Source organism: Azospirillum griseum (genome assembly GCF_003966125.1).
GTDB classification, from domain to species: Bacteria; Pseudomonadota; Alphaproteobacteria; order Azospirillales; family Azospirillaceae; genus Azospirillum; species Azospirillum griseum.
Genome location: NZ_RXMA01000036.1, coordinates 1 through 19,240, shown reverse-complemented (window position 1 = coordinate 19,240; position 19,240 = coordinate 1). Strand labels below are relative to the sequence as shown.

Here is a 19,240-nt window from a genome sequence, read left to right as displayed (position 1 = left end):
ACGATCCCGCTTAAATTGAGTTGCGAGAGGGTATCACACGCCATCCCACCCGGCGATCCGATTTGCGGGGCGTTTGCCGGGCGTGGGGCCATCGGGTAGCCTGCCCCCATCGAACGGACAGCACCGGAGGAAACACCCATGTCGGACAAAGTCTTGCGGATCGGCGTCGTGCTTGCGGGCTGCGGCGTCTATGACGGCGCGGAGATTCATGAGGCGGTCTGCACCCTGCTGGCGATCAGCAAGGCCGGGGCGCAGGCGCTCTGCTTCGCCCCCGACATCCCGCAGGCCCACGTCATCAACCATCTGACCGGCGCGGAGACCGGCGAAAGCCGCAACGTGCTGGTGGAGGCCGCCCGCATCGCGCGTGGCAAGATCCAGCCGCTGAGTGCGTTCAGCGCCGATGCGGTGGACGCCCTGATCTTCCCCGGCGGCTTCGGGGCGGCCAAGAACCTGTGCGATTTCGCCTTCAAGGGGGCCGACTGCGCGGTCAACCCCGATGCGGCGGCGGCGGTCGCGGCGATGCGCGCGGCGGGCAAGCCGATTGGCGCGCTCTGCATCGCCCCGGCCATCCTGGCCCGGCTGCTGGGTGGTGAGGGCGTGGAAGTGACCATCGGCGACGAGGCCGGGACCGCCGCCGCGCTGGAGTCGATGGGGGCCAAGCACCGCGTCACGGCGGCGGGCGAGGTGGTGGTGGACCGGCGGCTGAAGGTGGCGACCTCCCCCTGCTACATGCTGGACTCCAGCTTGGCGGAGATCGCCCAAGGGGCGGACAATACGGTCAAAGCATTGATCGAGTTGGTGGATTGATCCCACCCGCCGACGGGGAAGCAAAACCCCGTCGGCCCCCGTCGCCACCGGCCATGCAGCGGACGCTGACAAGATCAGCGCGGGTCAAGGCTGGTCATCCTATTCCCTTTGGCGTAAAAACACGCGTCCTGCTGCAGTGCGGGAACAGGGAATGCTCTGTCAGAAGACAGGGCCGGAGAATAACCGTAATTTATTTGGGTGAATGAGATGACGGATCACGCTGCCTACGCCGATGATTTTCTTGGAGTGGACGAGAACCCGTCCGGGTTGATCGACAATTGGGGCAATTCGCCCTTCGTCGTTTTCCCGGCGCTGGTTCTGCTGCTCATCATGCCGCTGGCGATTCTGTTCCACCCGACCTGGATCGTTCTGCCCGCCGTTCTGTGGTCCTTTGGCATGATCGCGACCATCATCCGCCTGACGCGCGGCTGATCTGTTTGCCCGGTTGGGGCGGCGGGAGCCAGAGACAATCCCGCCCGCCCCATCCCCGCCCCATCCCCGTCCATGCTCACTCTGTGACCGACGGTGACGAGCGCGTGAGGCAAACGCTTCGCTCTCGAAACATTAGCCACCAAAGCGTGCAAAGATTTTTCTAAATTAACGTGTGGTAAAGGGTGCCGGTCTCAGTCTTCCGCATACGGGACACAATTCGATGCGGGGGCTTTCCATGTATTACTCGGAACTGAGTGGTCCGAGCGGCACGACCAACGCGCTGACGACCACGACCAACACCACACGCAAGGCGGCGGACAGCAAAAACGCCGACCCCAAGGCGACCGAGGCCAAGACGGGCGACGCCAAGGCGGCAACCCCGGCCAAGACCGGTTCGCCCGCCTTCACCATCAGCCAGTCGATGGAATCGCTGCTGGACAGCATGACCGGCCAAGGGGCCAAGAGCGCGGCGGCGGGCGCGGCGGGCGGAGGCACGGGGGCAACCGGCGGCTCGCTGGAACGCGCCCAGCAGGCGCAAGGGTTGCTGCAGAATGCGCTGGACCATGGCAAGGGGCTGTCCGGCCTGTTCGGCAAGGCCATCGACACGATGAAGCAGGGGCTTGGCGATGTGCTGGGTGCCCTTGGCATGTCCGAGGACGAGGTCAACAGCGCCACGTCCGGCTTTGGCAACGCGCTGAACGACAAGCTGGCCAACATGGATTTCAGCAAGATGGCCGTCGACATGACGGCGGCCCGCTCGCAATGGTCCATCGAGTCGCACGGCATGGAGCTGACCATCCAGGACGGCGACCGCAAGGTTCAGATCTCCTTCGCCAAATCGACGCTGGATTTCCGCAAGGACGAACAGCGGCTGCAAGGCGTGCTGGACCGCAGCGGTTCGGGGTCCGTCGGCATGGAATCCACCACCACCACCGCCACCGGCAAATCGACCGGCATCATCGTGCGGGGCGAGGGCTTCAGCGAGGACGAGATCAAGTCGATCCTCGGCAAGCTGAACGGCATGGCCGCCAAGGCGGGCGGCGATGGCATGAAGGGGTTGGCGGTGCTGAAGCCGACCACCAGCAAGAACGGCGTCACCCACATGACGCTCGACCTGTCGGTCCCGGTCGAAGGGCTGACCGACGGCAAGAGCGACGGCGGCACGGCGGCGGCCAGCGCAACGTCGTCCGGCACCGCCAAGACGGCGGGCGTCAACGTCACCGCCTGACGACCCGACCGTTCGGCAACGACGACAGCGGCCCGGTGGACCATGGGGGTGGTCCGCCGGGCCGTGCGCGTTGTGTGTGGGGTGGCTTACGCCGGGATGGTGAAGCTGCCCCGGCTGACGATCACCGCGCCGCCGCCGACATGGACCGCCGACAGACGGCCGTCCGACTGGTCGGCGGTCAGGTGGATGGTGCTGGGGCGGCCCATGTCGGCCCCCTGAAGAAGGGTCCAGACGGTGCGGTCGGCGGTGGGGCGCTGGCGGTCGAACAGATAACCCGCCAGCGCGGTGGCCGCCCCGCCGGTGGCGGGATCCTCGGTGATGCCCATCGCCGGGGCGAACATGCGGGCGTGAATCGTCTGTGGGTCCGCGTCGTCCGGCGCGATGGCGTAGATGTGCGGGGCCGGTTGCTCGGCCAGATGGGCGCGCCACACCGCCACGTCGAAGGCGATGGCCGACAGCGCGGCGCGCGAGGCGACCGGCACGATGGTGAAGGGAACCCCGGCGCTGTAGGCGGCGGGATCCAGCGCCGCCCCGCTGACCGCCCGCTCCGGCAGGCCGAGCAGCGCTGCGAGGATCGCCGGGTCGCGCACGGTGTCGAGCGCGGTCGGCAGCCGCGCGCTCGACAGGGTGGCGGTCATCGCCGCGTCGGCGCTGGCGGTGGTGATGCGCACCGGGACCGGCCCGACCCGTTCACCGAACACGATGTCCCAGGGGCCGGGGCCGTCGAGTTCACCGGTCTGGGCCAGCACGATGGCGGTGCCGACGGTCGGGTGCCCGGCAAAGGGCAGCTCCATCGCCGGGGTGAAGATGCGCAGACGCCGGGTTTCCCCCGCCTGTTCGGGCGGCAGGACGAAGACGGTTTCGCTGAGGTTCATCTCTTGCGCGATGGCCTGCATCGTCGCGTCGTCCACCCCACGCCCATCGGGGAAGACCGCCAGCGGGTTGCCGCCAAAAATCCGGTCGGTGAAGACGTCGGCGGTGATGAAGCTGAGGCTGCGCATGGTCGTACCCTTTGGTTTCGGAAGCGGGGCCGGGGAAACAGGATGCGTCCGATCCTGCGGCGACGCCGACGCGCTGGCAAACGGGGAAAATTGCGGGGTCGGATTAGGTTGATTGATGCGGGGTCTGGGGGGATGATCGTTGGACACGACCGCGCGCGTTCTGTTGCATTTGCGGCGCGACGGTCTATAAGGCCGGTCCGCCCCGGCCTCTCCGTCCCGTTTCCGAGCCACCGAATGACCGACCGCGACACCCTGCTGGCGCTCAACCAGGCCTTTTACCGGGCCTTTTCCAACCGCGACGTCGCGGCGATGGCGGCGCTGTGGGCCGAACGGCTGCCGGTGTCCTGCCTGCATCCCGGTTGGGGCGCGCTGATCGGGCGCGAGGCGGTTCTGACCAGTTGGCGCGACGTGCTGCAAGCGCCCGACGGCGTGATCGTCCGCCCGCGCAACGAGCGGGTGATGCTGTACGGCGAATCGGCGCTGGTGCTGTGCGAGGAGCTGCTGGGCGGGGCGGTGCTGGCGGCCAGCAACCTGTTCGTGCGCGAGGATGGGGCGTGGCGGCTGGCGCACCACCAATCCGGCCCGATCGCCCAACCGCGCGCCAGCGTGGAGCGGCCCGACGACGACGCCCCGCCGCCCCGCCTGCATTGAGGCGTGAGGCGGGCCGGGAACGCCGGGCGGCGGCTCACTCCGTCGGGATGGCGGCGGCGGGTGGGCGGCGGTCCTTGACGATGGACAGCGGCACGTCGTCCGCCGCGATCTCAAAGATCGGGTGGCCGTCCAGCAGCGATGGACAGCGCTTGACCTGGGTGAAGGCCAGGAAGAAATCGGCCTTGCGCCAATCCGGTTCGATGCCGTTGACCAGCTTCAGCCAGGGCGGCAGCTCGAACCGCACCGCCAGCGTGTTGCCGCAGACGGTCAGCGTGTATTGGCGCGGCGGGGCGTGGCCGTCGTTCTCGCGCTCCACGAACTCGATCAGCTCCTGCAAGGCTTCGTGCAGGGAGTTGCCCCAGTAATCCAGCTCATATTGGCCGTCGGCCCCGCGCACGCCGCCGATGAACTGGTTGTAATAGACATACTGGTTCGGGTGCATGGTCCCGAGCTGCCAGGCGTAGACCACGGCGATGACGGTCATCGCCGAGGCGAACCATTGACCGAAGGCGCGGCCGCCGCGTTCCGAAATCGCCCACAGCCGATCGGCGGCGATGGCCGCCATCACCACCATCGGCGGGACCAGGAACAGGAAATGACGGATGCCGTTGTAGACCGACGGGCGCATCAGCATGAACAGCAGGATCGGCAGAAAGGCCGACAGCGCCAGCGGCAGATAACGCACCGCCGTGAAGGCCCCCGTCCGCCGCAGCCCGCCGCGCAGCAGCCAGACGGCCGACAGCAGCAGCGCCGCCGCCACCCCGACCAGCACCGCTTCCGGCAGCTTCACCGCCAGATAGACCGGCAGATAGAGAATCGGCGGGTCGTTGGAATGGACCATCTGCCCCATGAACAGCGTCTGGATGTCGATGGGGAAATGCGAGACGACCTGCAACGCCTCCAGCGGGTTCAGCGGCTTTTGCACCGCCCAGGGCCAGAAAAAGGCCATGATGGCGTAGGCGACGGGAATGGCGGGCAACAGCGCGACGAAGGACAGACGGGTGTCGTGCAGCACCCAGCGGATCCCCTCCTGCCGGGCGACCAGGGCGAAATGCAGCAGCATGGCGACGGCCAGATAGAATCCGGCCAGCACCGCCCCCACCCGGATCGCCAGCGTCAGCCCCAGCACCAGACCGAATTTCAACACCGCGCTGCGGCTGGGCTTGGGCAGTTGGATCAGGATGCGGGTGGCGAAATAGAGCGTCCACACCATGCCCGCCGCAAAGGGCACATCCTTGGTGTTGTTGAACATCGCGCCGTAATAGACGCCGCTCAGCGTCAGCAGGGCCGCCGCGATGAAACCGGCGCGCGGCCCGGCCAGCAGGCGGGTGTAACGCCAGGTCCCGGCGATGCCCAGCACGCCGACCAGCGAACACAGCAGATGGCGCGTCTCATACTCTTCAAAGGGGGAGATCGGGACGAGCACCGCCGTCACCAGATCGAACAACCCGCCATAGAGGTAGAGATCCTTGAAATGGAAGGCGGAACGGTCCTGAAAGCCGCTGAGGTAATAGGACAGCAGCTTCTTGCCGTAGATGTGCTGCACCTCCTCGTCCGTGCTGATTCCATAGGACAGGAAGGTCAGCGCGGCCAGAACCAGCACGCCCAGCAGCAGCGCGCGGGTCAGATCGTCCCACAGCGCGCCGTCGCGCCGGGGCGCGCGGGGGGAGAGCGGTTCCGCCGCCTCGGTCAGCGCCCCGCGCAGCCGGACATGGTAATTCATGGCGCGCGTCCCCGGCGCGGCGGTTCGCCCACGCCATCCTCCGGGGTGAAGCCGTGGGCCGAACGGATGATGAAGAGCGGGCGGCCCTTCACCTCGGCAAAGACGCGGCCCAGATAATCGCCGATGATGCCCAGCGTGATGAGCTGCAAGCCGCCCAGGAACAGCACGGCGACCAGCAGCGATTCATAGCCGGGCACGTCGATGCCGTGGACCAGCGTGCGGATCAGGCGGATCAGGATGTAGACGAAGGCCACCCCCGACACCGCCATGCCGACCAGACTCCACACCCGCAGGGGAAAGGTGGAAAAGGCGGTCAACCCGTCGAAGGACAGGCGCAGCAGCTTCAGGAAGCCCCATTTGGTGTCGCCGCCCGCGCGTTCGCCCTGGTGATAGGGGATCGCGGCCTGACGGAAACCGACCCAGGCGAAGATGCCCTTCATGAAGCGCGTGCGCTCCGGCATCCGGTTGATGACGTCCACCACCTTGCGGTCCATCAGGCGGAAGTCGCCCACCTCGCGCGGCAGCTTGATTTCGGACAGATGGTCGAACACCCAGTAAAACATACGGGCGAACAGCCGGTGTTTCAGGCTTTGCCCGACGCGGGCGTGGCGGACGGCGACAACCACGTCGTACCCCTCGCGCCATTTGTCGAGAAAGGCGGGCAGCAGTTCGGGCGGGTGCTGCAAATCGGCGTCCATCGGGACCACGGCATCGCCGGTGGTGTGGGACAGCCCGGCGGACAGCGCCAGCTCCTTGCCGAAATTGCGCGACAGATCGACGACCTTGATCCGGGGATCGGCATCGTGAACGTCCAGCAGTCGGTCGAGCGTGTCGTCGCGGCTGCCGTCGTTGACGCACACCACCTCCCACCCCACCCCCAGCCCGTCCAGCGCCGGAACCAGCCGGGCGAACAGGGCGGCGATGTTGGGGCCTTCGTTGTAGAAGGGGATCACCACCGACAGGCGGGGATGGCTCGGCCGGTTGCAGCGGCGGGCCGGTTCGCCGCCAGCGGTCGGGGTGGCCGCAACGGGCGCGTCGGAAATGGGCATGGCCAGCCGTCGTATCAGTGCATCACGCGCCGGAACGAAGCGAAACGGGCGGTGGTTCCGGCGGACCACTGCGCCCTTTGGCGTATATCACGTTCCATAGGATTCTTCAAAACGCCCTCTTTCTGGCGCAAATGCCCAAAAAAACGCCGGTTGGCGCGCCTTTGGGCGAACGCGGTGCTGCCGCATGGGTCAACACCCTTGTTAGCGCTTTATTCCATCGCGGGGAACATGGCGGTTTCCCGTAGCCTGCCGAGGCTTGTGCAGGTTGGAAGGACCATACGCTGGTGTGTGGCACGCTTTGTGTAATTGTGAACGCGGGCTGTCCTGTTTCACGCGGCAATTTTTCGTTCGTTCACAGCCGAGCGTTTCTGCCGACGCCCTTGCCGATGGAGGTCTGTCGCCATGAACCTGTTCAATCGTCTGAGTGTCGGTGCCAAGATCACCGCGTCGAGCGCCGGGATTCTGGTGTTTCTCATGCTGGTCGGGGGCATCGGCGTCGTTGCCCTGTCGGAATCGGCGGGAACCGTGCAGACCTATGGCCGGTTGGGCCAGCAGACCAACGCGCTGGGCCGGATCGAGGCGCTGATGCTGAACATGCGGCTGAAGGCCACCGCCTTTCTGTTGAACGGGGAGGAGGCGGTCGGTCAGGCCGTGCGCCAGCAGGCGGGGGAGGCCGCTGCCGCCATCACGCAGGCGCGCGGGCTGTTCACCGATCCGGCACTGCTCGCCACCGTCGATCACATGGCCGAGGAAATCGCCCAGTATCAGGACGCCTTCGCCAAGGTGATGGAGTTCCAGGAGCAGCGCGCCAAGGAAGCCGCCGATCTGGCGGAAATCGGGCCGCGCCTGGAAACCGCGCTGGACACCATCATGGACAGCGCCAGTTCCGCCGGGGACGCCGACGCCGCCTATTTGGCGGGCATGGCGCTGCGCCACATGCTGGCCGCCCGAATCACCGCCGCCCGTTTCAGCGTGGACGGCACGCCGCAGCTGGCCAGCCAGACCCGCTCGCAATTCACCGACGCGTCGAGCCGGGGGGCCGCGATGATGGCCAAACTGACCGATTTCGACCGCCGCAAGCTGGCGATGTCCTACACCGCCATGCTGCGCGTCTACATCACCACCTTCAACCGCATGGTGGAGGCAACGACCGGGCGCGACCGGCTGGTGCGCGAGGTTCTGCTGCCGGTCGGCACCGCCATCGCGCAGGAGGCCCAGCAACTCACCATCGCCAGCGTCACCGAACAGCGCGCCTTGGGTGAACAGGCCGACGAGTCCATCAGCCAATACCGCCAGATCATGATCGTGGCCTCGCTGGCGGCGGCGGCGCTGGGGCTGCTGACGGCGGTTCTGATCGGGCGCGGCCTGTCCCGCCCGGTGGTGGCGATGACCGACCGGATGACCCGGCTGGCGGGCGGCGATCGCACGGTCGAGATTCCCGGCCTGGATCGCGCCGACGAGATCGGCGGCATGGCCAAGGCGCTGGCCATCTTCAAGGACAGCCTGATCGAGAGCGACCGCATGGCCGCCGCCCAGAACGCCGAGCACGAGGCGCGCCGCGCGCGGGGCGAGCGCATCGACCGGCTGACGCAGGAGTTCGACCGGCTGGTGCTGACCGCGCTGGGCCGGGTGTCGGCGGCGGCGACCCAGTTGCAGGCCACCGCGCAAACCATGTCGGCCACCGCCGAACAGACCACCCGGCAGGCCGACGCCGTCGCCACCGCTTCCAACGAGGCGACCGGCAATGTGGAAACCGTGGCCGCCGCGACCGAGGAGCTGGCCTCTTCCATCGCCGAGATCGGCCGTCAGGTCGCCGACAGCGCGCGCATCGCCGGGCAGGCGGTCGCCACCGCCCAGAAGACCGACAGCACGGTGCGCGGTCTGGTCGACGCCGCCCAGCGCATCGGCGAGGTGGTGCAGCTCATCAACGACATCGCCAGCCAAACCAATCTTCTGGCGCTGAACGCCACCATTGAAGCGGCGCGCGCCGGGGAGGCGGGCAAGGGCTTTGCCGTGGTGGCCAGCGAGGTCAAGAACCTCGCCAACCAGACCGCCAAGGCGACCGAGGACATCGGCAACCAGATCACCAGCATCCAGCAGGTCAGCCGCGAGGCCGCCGCCGCCATCGCCGACATCGCGCGGGTGATCGACGAGATCAACCACATCTCCGCCGCCATCGCCGCGTCGGTGGAGGAGCAGGGGACCGCGACCAAGGAGATCAGCCGCAACGTCCAGCAGGCCGCGCGCGGCACGCAGGAGGTGTCGGGCAACATCGCGGGCGTGTCGGAAGCGGCCAGCTCCACCGGCGAAGCCTCGCGCGAGGTGCTGACCGCCGCCGACGGGCTGAACCACGAGGCGGAGGACCTGCGCGGCTTCGTGTCGCGCTTCCTCAGCGACATGCGGGCGGCGTAAGCGGCGCGGATCACAGGCGGCGCGGACGGTGGCGCAGGGCTGTGCGAGGGGGGACGTGGGGCGCGGTTTCCCCTTGCACCGCGCGGTGCGGTTCGGCACATACACGGCATGATCCTCTCCCCCATCGCTCCTGATGACATGCCGGTGGCCATCGCGGCGTTCGCCGCGCATCTGGCCGACCATCCCGTGCCGTTGGCCGTGTTCCGCCGCATCGCCGCCACCTGGCCGGTCCGACCGGCGGACGAGCCGGGCGGCGGGGTGGACACCCCCGAGCATCGGGCCGCAGCGGTCGCGCTGGCGCACGCCCACGGCATCGACACGCTGGACGAGCCGCCCAGCCGGTCCTTCATGTGGGACGGCAAGGTCATCCGCACCGATGTGGAGGCGACGGTGATCGTGCATGAGGTGACGCACTGGCTGTGCGCCGCCCCCGAACGCCGCAGCCTGATCGATTACGGCCTTGGCCCCGGCCCCGAAACCACCGCCCGCAAGGAAGCCCGCGCCGACAAGCGCCTGTGCTTCGAAGACTGCATGCACGAGGAGCAGCAGACCTCGCTGCTGGGCGTGCTGTGGGAGGTGGAGTTGGGCCAGCCCGGCGTCCTCGCCTTTCTTGAACAGAATTGGATGGAGCATTGGGAGCGGCCCAGCACCGCCGCCTTCTTCATTCGCCACGCCGAGGAGTTGTTCACCCGTGGCCTGATCGACGCCGATGGGCGTCCGACCACCGCGCGCGCCTGGGCCGACGCCCGCCGCGTGGCGGGGGCGTCCGTTTTCCCGTCGCAGAGCCGCGCCGCATGAGTGTTCGGCGCTGATCCGTCATCGCCCACCCGATCATCGCCCACCCGATCATCGCTCACCCGATCATCGACCCGCATCATTGAACCAGGAGGCAGGACCACCCATGACGTGCTTGGCCGTGACCCGTTCGCTTCTCGCCGTGACCTCCGCCGTCGCGCTGTTGGCCTCCGCCCCGGTTCTCGCCGACCCGCTGAAGGTCGGGATGATCACCACCCTGTCGGGTCCGGGGGCCGGGCTGGGCATCGACATCCGCGACGGCTTTGCGCTGGCGGTCGGCCATCTCGGCGGCAAGCTGGGCGGGCAGGACACCCAGATCATCGAGGCCGACGACCAGCAAAAGCCCGACGTCGCCGTCGGTCTGGCCAACCGCATGGTCGAGCGTGACCGCGTCAACGTCGTCACCGGCATCGTCTGGTCCAATCTGGCCTTGGCGATGATGCCGACGCTGGCCGCCGGGCAGACCCTGTTCGTCAGCCCCAACGCCGGGCCGTCGCAACTGGCGGGTGCCCAGTGCAATCCTTACTTCTTCAACGTCGCCTACCAGAACGACACCATCCACGAGGCGATGGGCAAGCACGTTCAGGATTCCGGCTTCAAGAAGGTCTATCTGCTGGCCCCGAACTACCCGGCGGGCAAGGATTCGCTGGCGGGGTTCAAGCGCTATTACAAGGGCACGGTCGCGGGCGAGGTCTACACTCAGGTCGGCCAGCTCGATTACGCCGCCGAACTGGCGCAGGTGAAGGCCGCCGCGCCGGACGCGGTGTTCGCCTTCTACCCCGGCGGCATGGGCATCAACTTCATCAAGCAGTATGAGCAGGCGGGCTTGAAGGCGGCGGCCCCGCTGTTCGGCCCCGGCTTCTCCTTCGACCAGGACATTCTGGCGGCGGTGGGCGAGGCGGCACTGGGGGCGAAGAATTCGGCGCAATGGTCGCCCGATCTGCCCACCCCGGCCAACGCCAAATTCGTCGCCGACTTCAAGGCGAAGTTCAACCGGCTGCCGTCGATGTACGCCGCCCAGGGCTATGACGCCGCGCTGCTGATCGACGCGGCGGTGAAGGGCGTGAACGGCGACCTGAAGGACAAGGACAAGCTGCGCGCCGCGATGAAGGCGGCCAAGTTCGACGGCCTGCGCGGGGCCTTCCGCCTGAACAGCAACCAGTTCCCGATCCAGAACATCTATCTGCGCGAAGTGGTGAAGGGGGCCGACGGGGCCGTCACCAACAAGTTGGCGGGCACGGTCTTCTCCGACCACGCCGACGCCTACGCCAAGGATTGCGCGATGAAGTGAGGATGCTGCATCCCTCTCCCGCCTGTCGGGAGAGGGACCGTTGCGACGATTTCATCCTGCTTTGAGTGACGCCACCATGATCCGTGCCCGCCTCATCGCCCCGTTGCTGTCCGCCGCGCTGGCGCTGTCCGCCGTTCCGGCCCTGTCCGCCGAGCCGCTGCGCATCGGTCTCATCACCACCCTGTCGGGTCCGGGGGCGGTGATCGGGACCGACATCCGCGACGGCTTCGCCCTGGCGGTCGAGCAGGCGGGGGGCAAGCTGGGCGGTCTCGACACCCAGGTGATCGAGGCCGACGACCAGCAAAAGCCCGACGTGGCGGTTTCGCTCGCCGCCCGCATGACCGAGAAGGAGCGGGTTCCGTTTGTGACCGGCATCATCTGGTCGAATCTGGCGCTGGCGATGATGCCGACGCTGGCGGGGGGCAACGTCTTCCTCATCAGCCCCAACGCCGGAACCTCGGCGCTGGCGGGGGCGCAGTGCAGCCCGTATTTCTTCAACGTGTCCTGGCCGGTGGACAGCATCGGCGAGGCGGCGGGCGCGGCGGCCCAGGCGCAGGGCGTCAAGCGTGTCTACGCGCTGGCCCCGAACTACCCATCGGGCAAGGACGTCGTCACCGGCTTCAAGCGCGCCTTCAAGGGCGAGATGGTGGGAGAGGTCTACACCCCCTTCGGCCAGCTCGACTACGCCGCCGAGATCGCCCAGGTGAAGGCGGCCAAGCCCGACGGCGTGTTCATCTTCTACCCCGGCGGCATGGGCATCAATTTCCTGAAGCAGTACGACCAGGCCGGGTTGCTGGGCCAGATCCCGTTGACCGGCCCCGGTTTCAGCTTCGACCAGGACATTTTGCCCGCCATCGGCGACGCCGCGCTGGGCATCAAGGCCCCGCTGCAATGGTCGCCGGATCTCGACAACCCGGCCAACCGCGCCTTCGTCAGCGCCTTCCGCGCCAAATACGGGCGCATCCCGTCCTATTACGCCGCGCAGAGCTATGATTCCGCGCGCCTGATCGGCGGTGCGGTGGCGGCGGTGGGGGGCGAGCTGGCCGACAAGGACGCGCTGCGCGCCGCGCTGCGCAAGGCTCCGTTCGAATCGGTGCGCGGGGCCTTCCGTTTCAACACCAACCATTACCCGATCCAGACTTATTACCAGCGTGAGGTCGTGCGCGAGGCGTCGGGCATGCTGACCAACCGCATCATCGGCACCGTCTTCACCGACCATGGCGACGTCTACGCCAAAGACTGCCCGATGAAGTGAGCGTTCGGGACGTGAGCGTTCGGGATCGTGTGAGAAGGGGCGTGCGCCGATGGATGCGCTGTTGCTGGCCGAACAGGGGCTGAACGGGCTGCAATTGGGGGTGATGCTGTTCCTGATGGCCGCCGGGTTGACGCTCGTCTTCGGCATCATGGACCTCATCAATCTGGCCCATGGCTCCTTCTACATGGTCGGGGCCTATCTGACGGCGGCGCTGGTCCCGGTGCTGGGCGGCTTTCTGCCCGCGCTGGCGCTGGCGGTGCTGCTGACCGCGCTGCTTGGGCTGGCGGTGGAGGCGGTGGCGCTGCGCACGCTCTACCGCCGCGACCATCTCGATCAGGTGCTGGCCACCTTCGGCCTGATCCTGTTCTTCAACGAGCTGATCCGCATCCTGTTCGGCCCGGTGCCGATCTTTCTCAACCCGCCCGCCGCGCTGGCCGGAACCGTCGATCTGTGGGGGCTGACCTACCCGGCCTTCCGCTTGGCGATTCTGGCGGTCGGGTTGGCGGTGGCGCTGGGGCTGTGGCTGCTGATCGCACGGACGCGGGTGGGGATGCTGATCCGCGCCGGGGCGACCAACCGCGAGATGGTGATGGCGCTGGGCGTCGATGTCCGGCTGCTGTTCGGGCTGGTCTTTGCGCTGGGCTGCGGGCTGGCCGGGTTGGCCGGGGCGATGGCCGGGCCGGTGCTGGCGGTTCAGGTCGGCATGGGCGAGCAGATTTTGATCCTGACCTTCGTCGTCATCGTCATCGGTGGCATCGGCTCCATTCGCGGGGCCTTCGCCGGGGCGTTGCTGGTCGGCGTGGTGGACACGCTGGGCCGGGCGCTGCTGCCCGCCAGCTTCCGTTTGGTGATGGACAGCGCCAGCGCCAACGCGGCGGGGGCCGCCGCCGCGTCGATGGCGATCTATGTGCTGATGGCGTTGGTGCTGGCGGTGCGGCCCAAGGGGCTGTTTCCGGTTGGGTGAGTCTTCAGTCGGCTGATTATGCCCGATCCGCGTAGGCGATGGGGTCGGCCAGACCGGCTTCGGCGAAGCCCTTCAGCCGCAACAGGCAACTGTCGCAGGCCCCGCAGGATTCGCCCGCCGGGGTGGGGTCGTAGCAGGAGTGGGTCAGGCTGTAATCGACGCCCAGTTCCAGCCCGCGCCGGACAATCCCGGCCTTGTCGAGCGTCATCAGCGGCGCGTGGATTTTGAAGCGGCTTTGCCCCTCCACCCCCGCCTTGGTCGCGAGGTTGGCCAGCGTTTCAAAGGCCGCGATGTATTCCGGGCGGCAATCGGGGTAGCCCGAATAATCCAGCGCGTTGACGCCGATGAACAGGTCCGACGCCCCCAGCGTTTCCGCCCAGGCCAGCGCGAAGGACAAGAACACCGTGTTGCGCGCAGGCACATAGGTGACGGGGATGCCGCTGTCGAGGCTGGCGGCGCTGTCGTGCTTGGGCACGTCGATGGCGTCGGTCAGCGCCGACCCGCCAAAGGCGCGCAAATCAATTCTGGCGATGACGTGCCGCTCCACCCCCATCGCGGCGACCACCCGCTTGGCGGCCTCCAGCTCCACCGCGTGGCGCTGGCCATACTGGAAACTCAAGGCGTGAACCCGGTAGCCCTGATGCTTGGCGATGGCGAGCACCGTCGTGGAATCCAACCCGCCACTGACCAACACCACCGCATCCTTACCCGTCATCGCGCCTGTCCTTCTCGTCTGGTGGGCATGCCCCTTGTCCGCGCCGCCGTGTGGGCGGTGGGGATTTTTGACACAGATGAACACAGATGGACACCGATGAACGTGGATGCGGGAAGCTCTGTTGAAGGGTGCTGACTGTGATGCTGTTTGGCGGGGTGGTGTGGCTTGTCCGCGCCGCTGTGTGGGGCGGTGGGGATTTTTTTGACACAGATGAACACAGATAAACACCGATGAAAATGGATAAAGCAATATTATTTTATAAGAGAATTGTTGATTTATTTGATATGAAAGGGCTTGTTTCAGTATTTCTGTTTTGAATGAGCGACTGTTTTCGACATCTTTGTCTGATTCATTTTCATCTGTGTCTATCTGTGTTCATCTGTGTCAAAAAATATTTCTCACGCTCTGTTTCGCTCGTTATGGTAGTTGATGCAACTGTTTTGATCGTGAACACAGGTGAACGCGGATGACCATGGATGTGGAAGGCGCTGTTGGAAAAGACCCACTGACTCAGGCGGTCATTGGTGCCGCGTTTGAGGTTGCCAATGTGCTGGGGCGGGGCTTCTTGGAGGCGGTGTATCGCAAAGCGCTGACGCACGAGCTGCGCAGCCGTGGCGTTCCGGTGCGTGAGGAGGTTGAGTTCAAGGTTGACTACAAAGGGGCCGTGGTCGGGCGTTATGTGGCCGACATGATTGTCGCGGATGGACTGATTGTCGAAATCAAGGCGGTGGATGCCATCGCCTCGGCACATGTTGGGCAAACGTTGAACTATCTGCGGGCAAGTGGCCTGAACACTGGGTTGATCTTGAATTTCGGATCCTCCCGGCTGGGTTTCAAGCGAGTGACGCTGTAAGCGAAAAGCCAGCGCGGATCCGCGTTCATCGGTGTTTATCTGTGTTCATCTGTGTCAAAAATCACCCTCCCCGATGCATCTCCCGCCGCAAGCCTCCATGCCCCCCCTGACCCGATCCGTCCTGTTGCCCCGTGTCGTTCTTGCCGGTCTGCTGATCGCCGCGCTGGCGTTGCCCAGTGTCGCCGCGTGGGCGGGGGAGCCGTTTTATCTGCGGTTGGGGGCGCGGATTCTTGTGTTCGCGCTGGCGGCGGTCAGCCTGGATCTGATCCTGGGCTTTGGCGGCATGGTCAGCTTCGGGCACGCGGCCTTTGTCGGGATCGGCGGCTATGTGGTCGGCATCCTGTTCGCCCATCAGGCCGATGGATCGACGCTGTTCGGCTGGCCGGGGACGACGAACGGGTACATCGTCTGGCCGCTGGCCATGCTGGCCGGGGGGCTGGCGGCGTTGCCCATCGGGGCGATTTCGCTGCGCACCAGCGGCGTGCCCTTCATCATGATCACGCTCGCCTTTGCTCAGATGCTGTTCTACCTGATGACCGGCTTGAAGGCCTATGGCGGCGACGACGGCATCGCGCTGTGGAGCCGCACCAGCTTTCCCGGCGGCCCCAACATCGCCGATCACGCGACCTTCTACTACGTCACGCTTGGGCTGCTGGTGGTCGCGCTGGGGCTGGGCTGGCGGTTGGTGAATTCGCGGTTCGGGCGGGTCCTGCGCGGGGCCAAGGACAACGAACGGCGGATGCGGGCGTTGGGCTATCCCGTCACGCGCTACAAGCTGACGGCCTTTGTCATCGCGGGCGCGCTGGCCGGGCTGGCCGGGGCGCTGCTGGCCAACGCCACCCTGTTCGTCGGGCCGCAATATCTGCATTGGAGCCGGTCGGGCGATCTCATCGTCATGGTGGTGCTGGGTGGCATCGGCACGCTGATCGGCCCGGTGCTGGGGGCCGCCGCCCTGCTGCTGCTGGAGGAGTTCGTGCCGGAGGCGATGAATCTGGTCCAGGCGGGCTTGGGCGAGCATTGGAAGATCGTGCTGGGGCCGATCCTGCTGGCGCTGGTGCTGTTCGCCCGCAAGGGGCTGTGGGGCCTTGTCACCGGGGGGAACCGGGCATGACCGGGGCATCACCGTCCGCCGCGCCGATGCTGGAGACGCAATCCCTGGTCAAACGCTTTGGCGGGCTGGCCGCGACCGACCATGTGTCGCTGAGCGTGGCGGCGGGGGAGCTGCACGCGCTGATCGGCCCGAACGGGGCGGGGAAAACGACGCTGATCGGCCAATTGTCCGGCGAATTGGCACCGGATTCGGGCCGCATCCTGTTCGACGGGCGCGACGTCACCGCGCTGGGGGTGGACCAGCGGGCGCGGCGCGGGCTGGCGCGCAGCTTTCAGATCACCTCGGTCTTTCCCAGCTTTTCCGCGCTCGACAATGTGGCGTTGGCGGTGCAGGCCCACGCCGGGCACAGCTTCCGCTTTTGGGGCGACGCGGCGCGCGACCGGCGTTTGAGCGACCCGGCCCGCGCGGTGCTGGCGCGGGTGGGGCTGGCGGCGCGGGCCGATGTTCCGGCCTCCGCCCTGGCGCATGGCGAAAAGCGCCAGTTGGAATTGGCGATGGCGCTGGCGACCGGGCCGAAGCTGCTGTTGCTGGACGAGCCGATGGCGGGCATGGGGCCGGAGGAGTCGGCCCGCATGGTCGATCTGCTGGCCGCGCTGAAGGGCAGCGTCACCATCCTGCTGGTGGAGCATGACATGGACGCGGTGTTCGCGCTGGCCGACCGCATCACCGTGCTGGTGCGGGGGGCGGCGTTGGCCAGCGGCAGCCCGGCGGCGATCCGCGCCGACGCCGCCGTGCGCGAGGCCTATCTGGGCGAAGAGGGGGAGGCGGTGTGATGGAACCCCTGCTGCGCATCGATGGCCTGACCGCCGCCTATGGCCAGAGTCAGGTTCTGTTCGGGATGAGCCTGTCGGTCGCCGCCGGGGAGGTCGTGACCCTGATGGGCCGCAACGGCATGGGCAAGACGACGACGATCCGCTCCATCCTTGGCCTGATGCGCCCGACCGGCGGCAGCCTGCGCTTTCAGGGGGTGGAGCTGGCGGGCCTGCCGCCCCACCGCATCGCGCGGGCGGGCATCGCCCTGGTCCCGGAAGGCCGTCAGGTCTTCCCCACCCTGACCGTGCGGGAAAACCTGATCGCCACCGCCGCCAACCGCCAGAACCGCGCCAATCCCTGGACCATCGGGCGGGTGCACGCCCTGTTCCCGCGTCTGGCCGAACGCGGTGGCAATCTGGCCCGCAACCTGTCGGGCGGCGAACAGCAGATGTTGGCGATCGGGCGCGCCCTGATGACCAACCCGACCCTGCTGATCCTGGACGAGGCGACGGAGGGGCTGGCCCCGCTGGTCCGCGCCGAGATTTGGGACTGTCTGGCCCGGCTGAAGGCGGAAGGCCAGGCGATCCTGGTGGTGGACAAGACCGTGGCGGCGTTGGCCCGGCTGGCCGACCGCCACCACGTCATCGAAAAGGGCCGTCTGGCCTGGAGCGGGGATTCCGCCGCGCTGCTGGCCGACCCGACCCTGAAGGAACGCTATCTCGGGGTGTGACGGTGTTGGTGTTGGGGGCCGTCACAACAGCGACAGTTGGTCCCCCGGGGCGGGCGGCGGTTTGAACTGGGTGCAGTCCAGGCGGAAATGGCGGGCCTCCAGCCCCAGCTTTTTGCGCGCCAGCAGGAAGCGGTTGCGCAGAAGGTCGGCGTAGACGCCGCTCCCCTTCATCCGGGTCCCGAACTCCGCCTGATAGAGCGCGCCCGCGCGGGTGTCGCGGACCAGCGCCATCACCCGGTCGGCGCGGTTGGGGACATGGGCGCGCAGCCACTCTTCGAACAGGTCTTTGATCTCCAACGGCAGGCGCAACAGGATGTAGTTGGCGGCCCCCGCCCCCGCCTCCCGTGCCGCCGTCAGGATGGCTTCGAGTTCGTGGTCGTTCAGCGTCGGGATCATCGGGCTGGCGAGCACGGCCACCGGCACGCCCGCGTCGCTCAAGGCGCGGATGGCGGCGATCCGACGCGGCGGGCTGCTGGCGCGCGGCTCCATGATGCGGGCCAGCGCGGGATCGAGCGTCGTCACCGACATCCCGACGGAGGCCAAGCCGTCCTCCGCCATCGGCCCCAGAATGTCGAGGTCGCGCACCACCAGCGCCGATTTGGTGATGAGGCTGACCGGTTGGCGGAAATCGCGGCACACCTCCAGGATCCGGCGGGTGATCCGCTCCGTCCGTTCGATCGGCTGGTAAGGATCGGTGTTCGCCCCCAGCGCCAGGGGCTGGCAGACATAGGATTTGGCCCGCAGTTCGGCGGCCAGCAAATCCGCCGCGTTGCGCTTGGCGAACAGCCGCGTTTCGAAATCCAGCCCCGGCGACAGGCCGAGATAGGCGTGGGTCGGGCGGGCGAAGCAATAGATGCAGGCGTGTTCGCAGCCTTGATAGGGGTTGATCGACTGGTCGAACGGCACGTCGGGCGACTGGTTGCGGCTGATGATCGTCCGGGCGGAGGCCGGGGCCACCCGCGTCGTCACCCGGTCGGTCAGCGCCTCGTTCTCGCCCCAACCGTCGTCGGTCAGCACGCGGGTTTCGCGTTCGTACCGCGCGGTCGCGTTGCTGATCGCCCCGCGCCCCTTGGTCTTCTGTCGCTGAAGCTCGTCCATGCCGCTGAGGGTAACGCGGATGGATAAGAACGTAAAGTGAACAATCGAGCGCGAAGAAAGCCCCGCGACTGGGCGGGGCCGGGGTGGAAAGGGGGACAGCGGCGGGCGATGGCCGCGCCGCCGTCCCGCCAATCCTTACGAGGCCGTCTTCGCCGGTTCAGCCGCCGGGGCCGGAACGGGTTCCGGAGTCGGAGCCGGCGCAGGCGTCGGCGCTGGGGCGGGAGCCGGGGCAGGTTCCGGAGCCGGAGCGGGCGCGGGCGTCGGCGCAGGGGCGGGAGCCGGAGCGGGTGCAGGCGTCGGCGCGGGAGCGGGAGCCGGGGCAGGTTCCGGAGCCGGAACGGGCGCGGGCGTCGGCGCTGGGGCGGGAGCCGG

Annotated in this window: 19 protein-coding genes; 13 read left to right on the top strand and 6 right to left on the bottom strand. The window is 67.3% G+C overall.

Annotated elements, in window-relative coordinates; all coding sequences use genetic code 11:
- The first annotated feature begins 138 nt into the window (after nucleotides 1-138).
- The 3 genes from elbB to EJ903_RS23390 all read left to right on the top strand — a co-directional run bounded on the left by elbB (nucleotide 139) and on the right by EJ903_RS23390 (nucleotide 2,467).
- A complete protein-coding gene (elbB, locus tag EJ903_RS23400; protein ID WP_126620017.1) occupies nucleotides 139-807 on the top strand; it encodes an isoprenoid biosynthesis glyoxalase ElbB in 669 nt (222 codons plus the stop codon).
- 207 nt (nucleotides 808-1,014) lie between these two features.
- Nucleotides 1,015-1,239, top strand: a complete 225-nt coding sequence (locus EJ903_RS23395) for a hypothetical protein (protein WP_126620015.1) — start codon at nucleotides 1,015-1,017, stop codon at nucleotides 1,237-1,239.
- Between the two features lie 220 nt (nucleotides 1,240-1,459).
- Complete coding sequence (locus EJ903_RS23390) at nucleotides 1,460-2,467, top strand: hypothetical protein (RefSeq protein WP_246015879.1); 1,008 nt, start codon at nucleotides 1,460-1,462, stop codon at nucleotides 2,465-2,467.
- 86 nt (nucleotides 2,468-2,553) lie between these two features.
- Here EJ903_RS23390 and EJ903_RS23385 read toward each other — a convergent pair whose 3' ends face one another.
- Complete coding sequence (locus tag EJ903_RS23385) at nucleotides 2,554-3,468, bottom strand: PhzF family phenazine biosynthesis protein (protein WP_158627995.1); 915 nt, start codon at nucleotides 3,466-3,468, stop codon at nucleotides 2,554-2,556.
- A gap of 234 nt (nucleotides 3,469-3,702) precedes the next feature.
- Between EJ903_RS23385 and EJ903_RS23380 the strand changes: the two genes are divergently transcribed.
- Nucleotides 3,703-4,119: a nuclear transport factor 2 family protein gene (locus EJ903_RS23380; protein WP_126620011.1), complete on the top strand. Its 417-nt coding sequence runs from the start codon at nucleotides 3,703-3,705 to the stop codon at nucleotides 4,117-4,119.
- A gap of 34 nt (nucleotides 4,120-4,153) precedes the next feature.
- Here the strand turns inward: EJ903_RS23380 and EJ903_RS23375 are convergent, their stop codons facing one another.
- Together EJ903_RS23375 and EJ903_RS23370 are read right to left on the bottom strand one after the other, a co-directional pair.
- Nucleotides 4,154-5,842 carry a glycosyltransferase family 39 protein gene (locus tag EJ903_RS23375; protein WP_126620009.1) on the bottom strand — a complete coding sequence of 563 codons (1,689 nt, stop codon included), beginning with the start codon at nucleotides 5,840-5,842 and terminating at the stop codon, nucleotides 4,154-4,156.
- Nucleotides 5,839-6,891 (bottom strand): glycosyltransferase family 2 protein, encoded by a 1,053-nt coding sequence (locus tag EJ903_RS23370; protein ID WP_126620007.1) that lies wholly within the window; start codon nucleotides 6,889-6,891, stop codon nucleotides 5,839-5,841. Before EJ903_RS23370 ends, EJ903_RS23375 begins: the two co-directional genes overlap by 4 nt.
- A 402-nt stretch (nucleotides 6,892-7,293) precedes the next feature.
- Between EJ903_RS23370 and EJ903_RS23365 the strand changes: the two genes are divergently transcribed.
- The 5 genes from EJ903_RS23365 to EJ903_RS23345 all read left to right on the top strand — a co-directional run bounded on the left by EJ903_RS23365 (nucleotide 7,294) and on the right by EJ903_RS23345 (nucleotide 13,608).
- Entirely contained in the window at nucleotides 7,294-9,303 is a 2,010-nt protein-coding gene (locus tag EJ903_RS23365; RefSeq protein WP_126620005.1) for a methyl-accepting chemotaxis protein, read from the top strand.
- 108 nt (nucleotides 9,304-9,411) lie between these two features.
- On the top strand, nucleotides 9,412-10,101 hold the full coding sequence (locus EJ903_RS23360; RefSeq protein ID WP_126620003.1) for a hypothetical protein: 690 nt from the start codon (nucleotides 9,412-9,414) through the stop codon (nucleotides 10,099-10,101).
- Between the two features lie 118 nt (nucleotides 10,102-10,219).
- Nucleotides 10,220-11,389, top strand: a complete 1,170-nt coding sequence (locus EJ903_RS23355; RefSeq protein WP_210211536.1) for an ABC transporter substrate-binding protein — start codon at nucleotides 10,220-10,222, stop codon at nucleotides 11,387-11,389.
- A 76-nt stretch (nucleotides 11,390-11,465) separates the two neighbouring features.
- Nucleotides 11,466-12,644 (top strand): ABC transporter substrate-binding protein, encoded by a 1,179-nt coding sequence (locus EJ903_RS23350; protein WP_126619999.1) that lies wholly within the window; start codon nucleotides 11,466-11,468, stop codon nucleotides 12,642-12,644.
- Nucleotides 12,645-12,693: 49 nt separating this feature from the next.
- Nucleotides 12,694-13,608: a branched-chain amino acid ABC transporter permease gene (locus EJ903_RS23345; RefSeq protein WP_126619997.1), complete on the top strand. Its 915-nt coding sequence runs from the start codon at nucleotides 12,694-12,696 to the stop codon at nucleotides 13,606-13,608.
- 16 nt (nucleotides 13,609-13,624) lie between these two features.
- Here EJ903_RS23345 and queC read toward each other — a convergent pair whose 3' ends face one another.
- A complete protein-coding gene (queC, locus tag EJ903_RS23340) occupies nucleotides 13,625-14,323 on the bottom strand; it encodes a 7-cyano-7-deazaguanine synthase QueC (protein ID WP_126619995.1) in 699 nt (232 codons plus the stop codon).
- Between the two features lie 466 nt (nucleotides 14,324-14,789).
- Between queC and EJ903_RS23335 the strand changes: the two genes are divergently transcribed.
- From EJ903_RS23335 to EJ903_RS23320, 4 genes are all read left to right on the top strand, one after another.
- Nucleotides 14,790-15,176 carry a GxxExxY protein gene (locus EJ903_RS23335; RefSeq protein ID WP_246015878.1) on the top strand — a complete coding sequence of 129 codons (387 nt, stop codon included), beginning with the start codon at nucleotides 14,790-14,792 and terminating at the stop codon, nucleotides 15,174-15,176.
- A 124-nt stretch (nucleotides 15,177-15,300) separates the two neighbouring features.
- The gene (locus EJ903_RS23330; RefSeq protein WP_246015876.1) at nucleotides 15,301-16,287 is read left to right on the top strand and encodes a branched-chain amino acid ABC transporter permease; all 987 of its coding nucleotides are present in this window, start codon (nucleotides 15,301-15,303) and stop codon (nucleotides 16,285-16,287) included.
- Complete coding sequence (locus EJ903_RS23325; RefSeq protein ID WP_210211535.1) at nucleotides 16,284-17,060, top strand: ABC transporter ATP-binding protein; 777 nt, start codon at nucleotides 16,284-16,286, stop codon at nucleotides 17,058-17,060. Before EJ903_RS23330 ends, EJ903_RS23325 begins: the two co-directional genes overlap by 4 nt.
- Nucleotides 17,061-17,068: 8 nt before the next feature.
- The gene (locus tag EJ903_RS23320) at nucleotides 17,069-17,770 is read left to right on the top strand and encodes an ABC transporter ATP-binding protein (RefSeq protein WP_210211538.1); all 702 of its coding nucleotides are present in this window, start codon (nucleotides 17,069-17,071) and stop codon (nucleotides 17,768-17,770) included.
- Between the two features lie 21 nt (nucleotides 17,771-17,791).
- On the opposite strand, the gene EJ903_RS23315 is transcribed toward EJ903_RS23320, so the two are convergent.
- Nucleotides 17,792-18,868: a PA0069 family radical SAM protein gene (locus EJ903_RS23315; RefSeq protein WP_126619989.1), complete on the bottom strand. Its 1,077-nt coding sequence runs from the start codon at nucleotides 18,866-18,868 to the stop codon at nucleotides 17,792-17,794.
- A gap of 157 nt (nucleotides 18,869-19,025) precedes the next feature.
- Nucleotides 19,026-19,240 (bottom strand): hypothetical protein (locus EJ903_RS23310; protein WP_210211534.1); only part of this gene is annotated, 215 nt, incomplete at its 5' end.

Excerpts from the sequence above, each read along its gene's own strand:
- elbB (WP_126620017.1), top strand. The coding sequence starts at position 139 with ATGTCGGACAAAGTCTTGCGGATCGGCGTCGTGCTTGCGGGCTGCGGC.
- EJ903_RS23395 (WP_126620015.1), top strand. The coding sequence starts at position 1,015 with ATGACGGATCACGCTGCCTACGCCGATGATTTTCTTGGAGTGGACGAG.
- EJ903_RS23390 (WP_246015879.1), top strand. The coding sequence starts at position 1,460 with ATGCGGGGGCTTTCCATGTATTACTCGGAACTGAGTGGTCCGAGCGGC.
- EJ903_RS23385 (WP_158627995.1), bottom strand. The coding sequence starts at position 3,468 with ATGCGCAGCCTCAGCTTCATCACCGCCGACGTCTTCACCGACCGGATT.
- EJ903_RS23380 (WP_126620011.1), top strand. The coding sequence starts at position 3,703 with ATGACCGACCGCGACACCCTGCTGGCGCTCAACCAGGCCTTTTACCGG.
- EJ903_RS23375 (WP_126620009.1), bottom strand. The coding sequence starts at position 5,842 with ATGAATTACCATGTCCGGCTGCGCGGGGCGCTGACCGAGGCGGCGGAA.
- EJ903_RS23370 (WP_126620007.1), bottom strand. The coding sequence starts at position 6,891 with ATGCCCATTTCCGACGCGCCCGTTGCGGCCACCCCGACCGCTGGCGGC.
- EJ903_RS23365 (WP_126620005.1), top strand. The coding sequence starts at position 7,294 with ATGAACCTGTTCAATCGTCTGAGTGTCGGTGCCAAGATCACCGCGTCG.
- EJ903_RS23360 (WP_126620003.1), top strand. The coding sequence starts at position 9,412 with ATGATCCTCTCCCCCATCGCTCCTGATGACATGCCGGTGGCCATCGCG.
- EJ903_RS23350 (WP_126619999.1), top strand. The coding sequence starts at position 11,466 with ATGATCCGTGCCCGCCTCATCGCCCCGTTGCTGTCCGCCGCGCTGGCG.
- EJ903_RS23345 (WP_126619997.1), top strand. The coding sequence starts at position 12,694 with ATGGATGCGCTGTTGCTGGCCGAACAGGGGCTGAACGGGCTGCAATTG.
- queC (WP_126619995.1), bottom strand. The coding sequence starts at position 14,323 with ATGACGGGTAAGGATGCGGTGGTGTTGGTCAGTGGCGGGTTGGATTCC.
- EJ903_RS23335 (WP_246015878.1), top strand. The coding sequence starts at position 14,790 with ATGACCATGGATGTGGAAGGCGCTGTTGGAAAAGACCCACTGACTCAG.
- EJ903_RS23325 (WP_210211535.1), top strand. The coding sequence starts at position 16,284 with ATGACCGGGGCATCACCGTCCGCCGCGCCGATGCTGGAGACGCAATCC.
- EJ903_RS23315 (WP_126619989.1), bottom strand. The coding sequence starts at position 18,868 with ATGGACGAGCTTCAGCGACAGAAGACCAAGGGGCGCGGGGCGATCAGC.